This window comes from Granulicatella sp. zg-ZJ, assembly GCF_010892355.1.
Taxonomy (GTDB): domain Bacteria; phylum Bacillota; class Bacilli; order Lactobacillales; family Aerococcaceae; genus WM01.
This window is the reverse complement of sequence record NZ_WNJY01000007.1, coordinates 18,146-29,601: the sequence shown is the minus strand read 5'-3', so window position 1 is coordinate 29,601 and position 11,456 is coordinate 18,146. Positions and strand designations below refer to the sequence as shown.

Annotated in this window: 13 protein-coding genes, 1 pseudogene and 1 riboswitch; of the genes and pseudogenes, 8 read left to right on the top strand and 6 right to left on the bottom strand. The window is 30.0% G+C overall.

Annotated elements, in window-relative coordinates:
• Nucleotides 1–104: 104 nt before the first annotated feature.
• The 8 genes and pseudogenes from GMA11_RS09195 to GMA11_RS03330 all read left to right on the top strand — a co-directional run bounded on the left by GMA11_RS09195 (nt 105) and on the right by GMA11_RS03330 (nt 3,598).
• On the top strand, nt 105–281 hold the full coding sequence (locus tag GMA11_RS09195) for a hypothetical protein (RefSeq protein WP_205422876.1): 177 nt from the start codon (nt 105–107) through the stop codon (nt 279–281).
• Nucleotides 281–892, top strand: a complete 612-nt coding sequence (locus GMA11_RS03360) for a Fic family protein (protein WP_163545805.1) — start codon at nt 281–283, stop codon at nt 890–892. The genes GMA11_RS09195 and GMA11_RS03360 overlap by 1 nt, the downstream gene beginning before the upstream one ends.
• Before the next feature lie 214 nt (nt 893–1,106).
• Complete coding sequence (locus GMA11_RS03355; RefSeq protein ID WP_163545804.1) at nt 1,107–1,436, top strand: hypothetical protein; 330 nt, start codon at nt 1,107–1,109, stop codon at nt 1,434–1,436.
• A gap of 132 nt (nt 1,437–1,568) precedes the next feature.
• The gene (locus GMA11_RS09495) at nt 1,569–1,787 is read left to right on the top strand and encodes an ATP-binding protein (protein ID WP_370516573.1); all 219 of its coding nucleotides are present in this window, start codon (nt 1,569–1,571) and stop codon (nt 1,785–1,787) included.
• Nucleotides 1,788–1,817: 30 nt separating this feature from the next.
• Nucleotides 1,818–2,102 (top strand): hypothetical protein, encoded by a 285-nt coding sequence (locus tag GMA11_RS03345; protein WP_163545803.1) that lies wholly within the window; start codon nt 1,818–1,820, stop codon nt 2,100–2,102.
• A gap of 28 nt (nt 2,103–2,130) precedes the next feature.
• Nucleotides 2,131–2,217, top strand: a pseudogene (locus GMA11_RS09415) (potassium transporter peripheral membrane component); the annotation flags it as partial.
• 176 nt (nt 2,218–2,393) lie between these two features.
• Nucleotides 2,394–3,320, top strand: coding sequence for a site-specific integrase (locus tag GMA11_RS03335; RefSeq protein WP_163545802.1), 927 nt, complete (start codon nt 2,394–2,396; stop codon nt 3,318–3,320).
• Entirely contained in the window at nt 3,311–3,598 is a 288-nt protein-coding gene (locus GMA11_RS03330) for a hypothetical protein (protein ID WP_163545801.1), read from the top strand. The genes GMA11_RS03335 and GMA11_RS03330 overlap by 10 nt, the downstream gene beginning before the upstream one ends.
• Nucleotides 3,599–4,315: 717 nt before the next feature.
• On the opposite strand, the gene metK is transcribed toward GMA11_RS03330, so the two are convergent.
• The 6 genes from metK to GMA11_RS03300 form a co-directional block, all read right to left on the bottom strand.
• A complete protein-coding gene (gene metK / locus GMA11_RS03325) occupies nt 4,316–5,527 on the bottom strand; it encodes a methionine adenosyltransferase (RefSeq protein WP_163545800.1) in 1,212 nt (403 codons plus the stop codon).
• A 156-nt stretch (nt 5,528–5,683) separates the two neighbouring features.
• Nucleotides 5,684–5,790: riboswitch (SAM riboswitch) on the bottom strand.
• 173 nt (nt 5,791–5,963) lie between these two features.
• Nucleotides 5,964–8,498, bottom strand: a complete 2,535-nt coding sequence (locus GMA11_RS03320; protein ID WP_163545799.1) for an ABC transporter permease — start codon at nt 8,496–8,498, stop codon at nt 5,964–5,966.
• A complete protein-coding gene (locus GMA11_RS03315) occupies nt 8,495–9,145 on the bottom strand; it encodes an ABC transporter ATP-binding protein (RefSeq protein ID WP_163545798.1) in 651 nt (216 codons plus the stop codon). The genes GMA11_RS03320 and GMA11_RS03315 overlap by 4 nt, the downstream gene beginning before the upstream one ends.
• 82 nt (nt 9,146–9,227) lie before the next feature.
• On the bottom strand, nt 9,228–9,575 hold the full coding sequence (locus GMA11_RS03310; RefSeq protein WP_163545797.1) for a hypothetical protein: 348 nt from the start codon (nt 9,573–9,575) through the stop codon (nt 9,228–9,230).
• A gap of 198 nt (nt 9,576–9,773) precedes the next feature.
• Nucleotides 9,774–10,481 carry an ABC transporter ATP-binding protein gene (locus GMA11_RS03305; RefSeq protein ID WP_163545796.1) on the bottom strand — a complete coding sequence of 236 codons (708 nt, stop codon included), beginning with the start codon at nt 10,479–10,481 and terminating at the stop codon, nt 9,774–9,776.
• Nucleotides 10,462–11,454 carry an ABC transporter substrate-binding protein gene (locus GMA11_RS03300; protein ID WP_163545795.1) on the bottom strand — a complete coding sequence of 331 codons (993 nt, stop codon included), beginning with the start codon at nt 11,452–11,454 and terminating at the stop codon, nt 10,462–10,464. The genes GMA11_RS03305 and GMA11_RS03300 overlap by 20 nt, the downstream gene beginning before the upstream one ends.
• Nucleotides 11,455–11,456: the final 2 nt, after the last annotated feature.

Sequence of the window (11,456 nt, the reverse complement as noted above, 5' to 3'; positions counted from 1 at the left end):
TAAAAAGTCAAGTGTCATCTATTTACACAAATAGTCAATAGTTATATACTATATACATGTAGGAATAGGAAAGAATGTTATAATCTAAATAACGGAGGTAGAATATGACTCTAGATATCAATACAAAGAAGATGACAATTATGGGGGTATCCTTTGAAAATTGGGTAATATTCAAAAGTGTTTGGTATGTATTGAGTACGAATATGATTGAAGGCTGGCAGCCCACTGTTGGGGATGTTGAAAAACTTCGTGATGAAGCTCTGGCATTAGGTATTGTTTAATGGGAAGAAAAAGTTACGAAAGGTATGATTATATTGACCCAAATAATATTTACACTTATAAGGATTCATCAGTTCTAATCAATAAATTTAATGAGCGTGATGGGCATAAAGCTAGTGAACTTGAATATCGAATGGTAGCAAGTCAAAGTTTAAAGTTATTTGCGAATCCAATTGAAGTTCGTGGGGTTGATGATATTTTAAAAATTCATCGGTTTTTATTTAAAGGGATATACTATTGGGCAGGAGAATTTAGGAAAGTAAATATCTCAAAGAGTGGTAATGCCTTTTTGCCTCTTCAATCTTTCAATACAGCGATACCTTATCTCGACAGATTGGTTGATGATTTTCATCGTAACTCTCACAACCGAGATGAAATAATTACAGGCTTAGTTGACATTCTTGATAATCTTAATTATTTCCATCCTTTTCGTGAGGGAAATGGGCGTACTCAGAGAGAAGTTATCCGTTCATTAGCTTTGATGAAAGGATATGAGTGTGAAATTTCTATTGGTAATGATGATGAGATTTACAATTTGTATATGGACGGCACAGTCTATGGAGATAAACTTAAATTGACTGAGTTGTTTGAAAAAATTCTTGTCAAATTATAAAAAGATTATAGAGTTATTGCTCTAGTTGAAGAAAATATTTTTAAAATTATTTGTGTTAATGTAGGACATCGTTCTGATATATAAAAGATTAGATATTTAGTGAATAGCTCTTCGTCAAATTGTATTGGTGGAGAGCTAATATTCTTTTAAATCTGCGTCAATTTTATTGGTGGAGAGTTAGTAGCCTTTAGATATAAATAGAAAGGAGGATTTTATGGCAAAAAAGAAAAAGAACCCAAATATTCAAAAATCAATTACTCTTGAACCAGATGTTTTTTCTTATATTCAAAAAGCTGTGAATATTGATAAAAATAGTACCAAAAATTTTAGTGGATTTTTAAATGATATGTTAAGAAAACAAATATATCATGAAAACGAAAAACAAAGAAAACAAATAAATAAAGAAGATTTTGATATTTTAAATAAAAAATGTGATATTATCTTAGATTTGTTATCAGCACTTTTAGATAATGAAAAAATTGGTTTCATTATAGGAAAAGAATTGTCTCCTGCTTATTTATCAGCACTAAAAAATATAGAATAATGAGCTTTATTGATGAAATACGTTATTTGGCTAGTTTATCGAATAGAAAAAGAATAACTATTTCAGCAGGAAAATCTGATAGAGAAGAGTACCTAGATATTCCTAAAAGAGCATTAAGAGAAGTAATTATGAATTGTTATTGTCAATAGGGATTATACTTTAAGTGGAGATGTTAAAATTGGATTTTATGATGATAGAGTACAAATTTATTCTCCAGGAAGTTTACCTGATGGATTGACTCTTGAAAATATAAAAATGGGAATGGTTGCCAAAAGAAATAAAATCATTGTAAATATACTGTATAAAATTGATGTCATTATTTTGTTTATTTTTGTATCGTTTGTGATATAATGATTTTAGAACAAATTTGAGGAGGGCAAGATGGATTGGTATGACTATATGATAAGTGGATCGAAACAATCACGTTTTAATACTAGTCATTGGTTTCGCTATTTGCGAAAAGTTATTTTTGAAGACCATTCTTACTTAACAGACAAAGATATTGAAAAATTGCTCAATTCCAAAGAACTAACAGATTTTCAAAAAGTTAGTTTGAAATATGCTATGCAGAAGAATACCCCTACCCACGAATATGTAGTTTCATTAAATAAACCTGCCAAATTAGCCAATGTCCAAAAAATGATGGAGAAATACAAACATGGATAAAATGAAACCTGTTTTTGAAGCCTTGAATCTAGAAGGATTTAGTTATGCCTACGGTATGGATTGGTTGGAAGATTTTTTCAAAGAAAATCAAGATAAACTGAGAAGATATTATTGATAGTTCTATCAAATTAAAAAGACGATTTTCAAAAGAAAGTCGCCTTTTTTGATGTTGTCGAAATACTACATATTGTAGTTGGTGTAAACAGATATATAGTTTCCTATTTTTTAATAATTTAGTCATTTTTTAGAAAAGTAAACTCTATGCTAAAATAATAGCAGGAGGTTATTGACATGGAACATTTAAAAGAATATCTAAAACAACTTAATCATAAACAATATAATGCAAACTATATTAGAACAATAGAGTTAGAAATCAAACGTTTTTTAGAATTTTCTAACTGTACGTCATTTTCACAAATAGATAGTACTGTTTGTTGTGATTACTATGATTTTTTAATAAAAACATATAGTAAATCAACGATACGACAAAAGACAGATATTATTAGAAAGTATTATTTATATTTAAGACAAGAAAACATCATAACATCTTCCATTTATCGATTAGAAAATCGATTTAAAGGTTATAAACCAACAAATCGATTGCCTGTTGGCTTTTTTCCTGATGAATTTAATCAGTTGTTGTATTATATTAAATTTTCAAGCTATTTAGACAGTTATCAGAAATTTGTTTTTTTCTTATTTTGTGTGACAGGTATATCGATTGAAGAAGCACTATCACTTCAAATAAAACACATTTGTTTTGAGAAACTCTATTTTTATTTTGAGGAGAAAAATAGATATATTCTTTTTTCTTCAGAATTAAAAGAACTCATGCAACAATATTTAATTGAATATGTCGGTACAGACTATATCGTACACAATGAGATATATTTATTAAAACATATCTTTAAAACAGGAAAGTGTAGTCGTTATTCTTTAAGGGAAACATTTATAACTATTCGAGATACCCTTTTAAAAGAAAATAAACTACCGTTGCATTTAAGACGTATTCGTCTAACACCTAAAACATTAAAAACAAGCTTTTTAATTTATTTTTTAACACATTCACATTTTAATGTACGAACAGCGATTGAACTTGTTAATTATAAAACAGTCTATTCTTTGGAGCGTTACTATTCAATTTGTTGTATAGAAGATATGCGTGATACATATCATCGTGCGATGTCTTTAATTAGAGGGAAGAATATATGTTATTAGAAACATTTGACACCGACTTAAAGAAAAGACTAGCAAAAATCTTACAAGAGCACTGTATGGCACAAAATGAAGTGTGTCATATTCTCAATATTTCTACATCAAGATTGAACTATTTAATTGAAACAGAACAAATAACACCAGTGATTGAATTTTCAAACGCAAAGTATACAAAAGTAAGACTGTTTTTTAAAAAAGAAATTAGTATTTATAAAAATCATTTAGAAATGTCACGCTTATTAAGAGACAAAACAAAGAAATCTCGTCAAAAAAAGAGGTAAAAAATCCTCTTTTTTTTCAAAATATTTATAACATTTTATATTATAGATATTGCATTATATGCTGTAAAATGTTATAATATAGGCATAAATAAAGAACATTGACAATAAAATAAAACGTCGATTTGGCTAGTCGATAAGAGGTTGAGAACACCTGCCTATTTGAGGAATTTAGGTGAACGTTTAGTCGGTTGGAATGAACGGACTATTGTGTGTTTAGAATGCACTATTGTGAGTAGAAACTCACTGCTATGTCTTGAAAGATACTGTATGTAGGAGGACTTCATACGAGATAGACTACTATATATGCGATGACTATTATGTGAGGAGCATAATATGAGCGTTGATAAGCGTTTTTGCGGGTAAAAATGAAGATATGCTTATTTTACTAACTATGATATGTTTTTTACTATTCATTATTATTTAGCTTTGTTTATTCTTTTTATAGTTTCTAGTTTACATAATATAAATTATATAAAGTTATGTGTCAAAAGAAAATATTTAGTGTTTTATAATGATACTACTTCTCCTATAAAGAATTTATCTAAGTATATTATAAAATAATATTTCAAATAATTACTAAAAGGTTCAATAAATATTTCTTAACAACACCGTTTTGATATAGTACCTAAAAATAACCTTCGTGGCACAAAAATTATTTAATTATCAAAATAGGTACACCGACATCATAAAAACGTCGGCGTACCTATTGTGTTAAATCTATTTTAAAACTTCTTTTAAAACATCATTTTTTAATTGTTCCACTCTATCTAATTTTTCCCATGGCAAGTCTAAGTCAGAGCGTCCAAAATGTCCGTAAGCAGCTGTTTGTTTGTAAATAGGACGGCGTAAATCTAACATTTTAATAATACCGGCTGGACGTAAATCAAAGTTTTTTTCGATTGCTTTTACTAAAACTTCTTCAGATACTTTTCCAGTTCCAAAAGTATCTACTGAAATAGAAACAGGTTTAGCGACACCAATAGCATAAGCTAACTGAATTTCTGCTTTATCTGCCAATCCTGCAGCTACAATATTTTTTGCAACATAGCGAGCAGCATACGCAGCAGAACGGTCTACTTTTGTTGCATCTTTTCCAGAGAATGCTCCACCACCATGACGAGCATAACCTCCGTATGTGTCTACGATGATTTTACGGCCTGTTAATCCAGCATCTCCGACAGGTCCTCCAATAACAAAACGTCCTGTTGGGTTAATAAAATATTTTGTATTGTCTGTTAACCATTCTTTTGGAATAATCACATCAATAACATGTTTTTTAATATCTTCATGAATTTGTTCTTGGGTAACTTCTGGGCTATGTTGTGTTGACACAACAACTGTATCAACATAAGCCGGTTTTCCATTTTCATCGTATGCAACGGTTACTTGAGTTTTACCGTCTGGACGCAAATAAGATAATGTGCCATTTTTTCTAACATCTGTTAATTGTTTTGCGAGTTTATGTGATAGATAAATTGGCATTGGTAAGTAATCCGGTGTTTCATTATTGGCATAACCAAACATTAACCCTTGATCCCCTGCACCAATCGCTTCAATTTCTTCATCGCTCATTTGCCCTTCACGTGCTTCTAGAGCTTGGTTAACACCTTGGGCAATGTCTGATGACTGTTCGTCAATAGCTGTTAATACAGCAATGGCATTTCCATCAAAACCGTATTCTCCTTTGTTATATCCAATAGTGTTAACTGTTTGGCGCACAATTTTTTGAACGTCAACATAAGCATTTGTAGAAATTTCTCCTGCTACGAGTACTAAACCTGTTGTGACACTTGTTTCACAAGCAACACGTGCATTGGCATCTTGTGCTAAAATCGCATCTAAAATTGCATCAGAAATTTGGTCTGCAATTTTGTCGGGATGCCCTTCCGTTACAGATTCAGATGTAAATAATTTATAATGATTTGTCATACATTTCTCCTTGTGACATATATTTCATTGATACCTTATAGAAAATGGAATACACCAACTACTATCCTATTTTGAACGTTCGTTTTGCTTTATCCATAAAAAAGCACCATTCATGTATTTCACAGAATAGTGCTAACATACTAAACGAAGCCATCACACTTATCGCTCAAAGTTCTGACTTTGCTAAGATTAGCACCTTCCGATTTAAAACGGGGTTGCCGGGTTTCATCGGGCCTTTACCCTCCACCTACTCTAGATAAGATTATCAATAACGCTATCATATATAAAATTTATTTTTTTGTCAATCATTATGCAGTGTACGTGTTTGATTTTTTATAAAATAATTCACAGATAAATTACTATTTTTAAGATGATTGACACTGAATTTAAAGTATTGTTATGACAAGTGAAAAGATATATCATTCATGATTTTCTTTTATGTTCTATCTATACTGTCTTGGTACACTTGTTTTCCATATTTTTTAATAAGAACATAAAATACAGTAATAAAAAGGCATAGATATGTTCCATAAAATATACCTAAATAAACGACATATACGGGTAATTTTGATGTGAGATTCAAATAAAATTCTGTATCAAAAAAGAAAACACTAACACTAATCGTTGTGAATAAAAAAGCACTTAAAATACTTAGTATAAGTGGAATTATTGCTTTTTTGTATAATTTATTTGTCGAGTATCCTAACAATAAATAAATAGAAAATAAATCGTGACTGTCTAATAGATAAGCTTGTATAAAACTATACATCATGGCAACTGATAGAATGATAAACACACTAAGCAAAAGTACTTTAAAACCATTTTGCATACGGTCATATTGTGTCAATATTTTTTGAGTACTTGTTTTATCCAATAAATCAATATTTCCATATGATGAGATGACTTGTTTCACTTTTTCATGTTCTAAAGAATTTTCTGTATTGATTAAAGAAAAACGATACCGTGTTGGTGTATTTTTTAAATGATGTTTTTCAAAAAAATTATTTGATACAACGAAACGATAAGCTCCACCTTTTTCATAAGCATCAAACCATCCTATATTTTGATAAATAATACCTGCAATAGATACATCTATTTTTTTTACCGTAAAGAATTTTTGAATATCTTCTTCTGTAAAATATCCATAGGCTGAAGTCTTACAACTTTCTAAAATACCTATCGTTTGTGGTTTGCCAGTCGATAACACGGTATCATGAATATTATTTGGGTCTTGCATAGAGGATAATTTAAATTGCTTACTTACTGAAACATCATCACTTAATGATTGAACAGTATATGGAATAGCAATAATCCATGCTTTCTCTCCTGAGAGCACATCATGAAGAGTATCATTTTGACCAGTTTCTTGAGCCAACCATTTTAAATCTTCTTCTGGATAAGCCGTTAATTGAATATTTAATAAATATTCTGTCTCAAAAAGACGAGATAAAATTTTCTGTTCATTTACATAACGGCGATGCTTTTCTTGAATATACGGTTGTTGAAGTAATTCTTGATTTGCAAATAAATAAGTTTGATTAGATTCAATATAAAATTTATTATTCTTTGTTTGAATTGACTTGCTTGTCAATGACTTTTGCACATCATATAATAGGTTTTGTTGATGTAAATCACTTAAATAAACACCTTCTTTACCTTTATTATCGTGCCATTTTCCGTCATAAAAAGCTTGTTTGATTGATGTATCTCGAATTGTTGGTACAGGTTGTACTTCATAATCAAATTGTTGTGCCATTCTTCCTACAATGGTTTGATGATTGGCGGTGTCTGTTTCATAATAATATAAGAAAAAATTAGTTAGCAATAGCATAATAGCACTTGTAAATATGAATACGGTACCAATATAGATAGGTACTTTTTTTGATAAAGGAATTTTTGTTTTAAATGCCTTTCCTTTTTTATGTGCTTTGTCAATGTATGGATTCATTATTAAAAATAAAATAAAAGATAAAAAATAAGCAATTATATAACGTATGCCTTCAGAGAAAAAAATTGTAGTATCTGGAAAAGTTAGCTTTTGATAACTTAAACTTGCTAATAAACATGATGATAATAAACTTAATACAATACTTATTATTCCTACACATCCTACTAATAAGCTAATTTCTAACTGATACAAATGGTTTAATTTTGTTTGTCCAAGTAACGCATAAATGCGATAGCGTTCTGTGATACTTTTTTTATACGTGTACAATAAAACGATAGTTACAAAAATAACAACAGTCAGTAAAATGATATTAAAATTTTCTGAAAAACCATAGTGACGTTCTCTGAATACATCAATAGCATCATTTCGATATTGTGCTCCTTCAATATTAAAAAAAGCTAAATTATTAGTTGGAAAAAACGTAGGATGATTTAATACAATAGAATAAACAGACAAGAATATTTTTGAGGTAATCAATGCATTCAAGTCTTCTGATGAAATAATCATTTGAGGTGGTGTATACTGTCTACTTTCCTCTTCTTTTCCTCTTATCCAAAATTGACCATAATCTTTGATGACATCTTCGACTGTCCAAGTTTGATTGGCTAATTGAAAGGTATCATTTTCTTTTACGTGATACAAATTAGCTAAGCTTTCTGTTAATATGGTATGATGTGGTTTTAAATGTATCACATTTTCTTTTCGTAAACTAACTGCATTTGCTTTTTCATTCATGCTACCAATAGCAATAAGATTTTTTTCTTCTTTTTCATTTTGAATATGCCCAACTGTCATGATACCAAAAGGAATGTCTTTTTTTATAGTATTTTCTTTATAAATAATATGTGAAAATCCACCATAAATAGCTTCTTTTTCTTTTTGAATTGTCTTTAAATAACTATTTGATAAAACGCATACACAAAAAAGCGTTGCAATAGAAATAGCTAACGCTGTGATAATTGTCCATAACACTTTATTTCGACGATGTAAAATAGCACTTAAAATAAACAGATTTTTTCTCATATAGACAACACCTGCCCATCTTGAATCATTAGTTTCATATCACCTATATTAGCTAATTCTGTATCATGTGTTGCAATAATAACAGTCTCGACAAATTCTTGGAGACATAATTGTATAAGTTCTACTAATTTTTGGGATGTGGCACTATCTAAAGCTCCTGTAGGTTCATCAGCTATCATGACACGTGGTTTTGTGATGAGTGCTCTAGCCAACGCACAACGTTGCTGTTCTCCACCAGAAATCTCTTGAGGCATTTTGTTTAATAAATGTTCTATACCAAGCATAGATACTATTTTTTTGAAATAAACTTTGTCTAATGTTTTTTTATGAATAAATAAAGGTAACAGAATATTATGTTTTACAGTCATTTCTTTAATTAACTTAAAATCTTGCCATACAAATGACAAAATATCTGTACAATAGAGAAGTCTTTGTTCTGGTTTCATCACACATATATTTTTTTGATTTAACCAAATGGCACCATTTGAGGTTTCTAAATAACCGGCTAATACTTTTAAAAGTGTGCTTTTTCCAGAACCACTTTTTCCAACTAGTGTGACAAGTTGATGTTTCTGTATCGCTAAAGATACATTTTTTAAAATTGTTGTTTTTCCAAAAGAAACGTTAACATTTTCTAATTGATACATATTTTACTACCCCTTTCTTTAATAAAAATACAGATTATATAAAAAGTTTCTTTTATAAATTATTTTTAATGATTATTTAATATTAAAAACGGTATGGTGCTAGAGTATCCCCTACATGCACAAAATCTACATAATATGAAGCGGTACTTGTTCCACCTTTCCACCATACAAATCCAGAAAGTACTTTTAATTCTGTTGTATTATTTCTCACACCTGTTCTTTCAACATTGCTATTATCATCGTATGTGACATATAATCTTATTTCCATTCTTGCTTCTGTTTGAGTGGATGTCATTTTTGCCATTGCCTGTTTGTCTTCTTCCCCGTGATACAGAAGTACATTTCCTCTAGCCGCATCAACTGAATCGCTTACAGTATACATTAAACCGAAGAATAAAATTATCGATACTAATATTTGTTTTGCTCTCATTTGTTTCCTCCCTTTTCATAAAGAAACCTCCTATATAACCGAAAATACCATTTTTTAATGATGTTCTAATCGCTGTATATCATATTTTTATATATAAGTCAAGTGATTTTAGATTTTTATATGTGTTTATTATTGTGTATTCATGATTCAATTAAATAAAATGAGATAAGTCCTAAATACTAGACTTACCTCGTTTATTTATCCAATCACATGCAATAATTCATATTTATCATTTAAAAAGTCAGTGCTCTTAATGTATGACGTTTTATCTTTCGGTAATATTTTTTCAAATACAATGACACCGTCTTTCAATACAAAAATATTATTTGCTAATAAAAGAGCCTCGTCAATATCGTGTGTGATGAGTAAAGTCGTTAAACCATACTCACGTGCCATATCCATATACCATTGCTGTAATTGTAAGCGTGTCATGGCATCTAACGCACTGAATGGTTCGTCTAATAGGGCAAGTTTGGATTCTGTCATCAATGTTCTAACAAATGCCACTCTTTGACGCATGCCTCCGGATAGTTGACCTGGATACTTATTGATGACACCTTCCAATCCCACTTGTCGTAATAAATTTATTCCTCTTTCTTTGGCAATTTCTTTTTTAACGCCTTTAATTAACATAGGCATCATCACATTATCAATGATTTTTTGATAAGGCAATAACAAATCTTTTTGCTGCATGTAAGCAATTCTTTTGGCTTTTTGATGATAATCTATAAAACCAGAATCTGCTGTTTCTATATTGGCAATCAGATTAAAAAGAGTTGTTTTTCCACTACCACTTTTCCCTAACAAACATGTAATATCATATTCGTTTACTTTAAAATCAATATCTTTTAAAACTTCTTGTTGACCATAATGTTTTGAAATATGGTTAATTTTCAATAAATGCATTTGTAAATCCTGTATTATTTTCTAATGTTTTTTCAAGTAATTTTTGCTCATTTACCCACTGATAGAAAGCGTTCCATCTTTTTGAGTCGATATAGCCCCATTTATGTCCATTATCAATATATTTCGTAGAAAGAAATTTTTGACTTTCTTTTACTAATTTTTCGTCTAATTCTGGTGCTGCTTTTAATAAAATAGTAGCTGCATCATCTGGATGCTCTGCACTATATGTATATCCTTTGGATAGAGCTTGTACAAAACGTTTTACCATGTCGGCTTTATTTTTGATTGTTTCATCATTACTAATCAGTACCGGTGTATAATAATCAAAGACTGGATTTAATTGATTAAAAGCAAGATAATTTGTATCAACACCGTGTTGTTTTGCAGCAATACTGTCCCAACCTTCAAATACCCAAACAGCGTCTATATTTGTTTTTAATGCAGACACAATATCTGTCACTGTTGTAGGAATCATGTTGACTTTACTTGAATCTCCACCATCTTTTTCAACAATATGTTTCATCATAGCTTGTTCAAGTGGCAATCCCCATGTGGCATAGCGTTTACCTTCTAATTTTTTTGGACTATCAATACCCGTTTCTTTCAAGGATAGTATCCCTGATGTATTATGAGAAACAATAGCTGCAATAGCTTTAATTGGAAGTCCCTCTACTAAACTTCCAATAAGAGAATCTTGGAACCCAATACCGAATGCTGCTTTATTACTTGCGACAGTGATCTCTGCTCCGTCTTCTCCAGGTTGAACAATATCAACATCTAAACCAGCATCTTTAAAATAACCTTTTTCTTTTGCTACATAAATACCTGTATGATTTGTATTTGGTGTCCAGTCCAATACAATGGTTACTTTTTCTAATGCTTCTTCTTTTTTTGTTTCTTCTACTTTTTGTTGTTGGCATGCACACAATATAAACACCATACATGCACATAGTAATTTTGTCATTCTTTTCATTA

Excerpts from the sequence above, each read along its gene's own strand:
- GMA11_RS09195 (WP_205422876.1), top strand. The coding sequence starts at position 105 with ATGACTCTAGATATCAATACAAAGAAGATGACAATTATGGGGGTATCC.
- GMA11_RS03360 (WP_163545805.1), top strand. The coding sequence starts at position 281 with ATGGGAAGAAAAAGTTACGAAAGGTATGATTATATTGACCCAAATAAT.
- GMA11_RS03355 (WP_163545804.1), top strand. The coding sequence starts at position 1,107 with ATGGCAAAAAAGAAAAAGAACCCAAATATTCAAAAATCAATTACTCTT.
- GMA11_RS03345 (WP_163545803.1), top strand. The coding sequence starts at position 1,818 with ATGGATTGGTATGACTATATGATAAGTGGATCGAAACAATCACGTTTT.
- GMA11_RS03335 (WP_163545802.1), top strand. The coding sequence starts at position 2,394 with ATGGAACATTTAAAAGAATATCTAAAACAACTTAATCATAAACAATAT.
- GMA11_RS03330 (WP_163545801.1), top strand. The coding sequence starts at position 3,311 with ATGTTATTAGAAACATTTGACACCGACTTAAAGAAAAGACTAGCAAAA.
- metK (WP_163545800.1), bottom strand. The coding sequence starts at position 5,527 with ATGACAAATCATTATAAATTATTTACATCTGAATCTGTAACGGAAGGG.
- GMA11_RS03320 (WP_163545799.1), bottom strand. The coding sequence starts at position 8,498 with ATGAGAAAAAATCTGTTTATTTTAAGTGCTATTTTACATCGTCGAAAT.
- GMA11_RS03315 (WP_163545798.1), bottom strand. The coding sequence starts at position 9,145 with ATGTATCAATTAGAAAATGTTAACGTTTCTTTTGGAAAAACAACAATT.
- GMA11_RS03310 (WP_163545797.1), bottom strand. The coding sequence starts at position 9,575 with ATGAGAGCAAAACAAATATTAGTATCGATAATTTTATTCTTCGGTTTA.
- GMA11_RS03305 (WP_163545796.1), bottom strand. The coding sequence starts at position 10,481 with ATGCATTTATTGAAAATTAACCATATTTCAAAACATTATGGTCAACAA.
- GMA11_RS03300 (WP_163545795.1), bottom strand. The coding sequence starts at position 11,454 with ATGAAAAGAATGACAAAATTACTATGTGCATGTATGGTGTTTATATTG.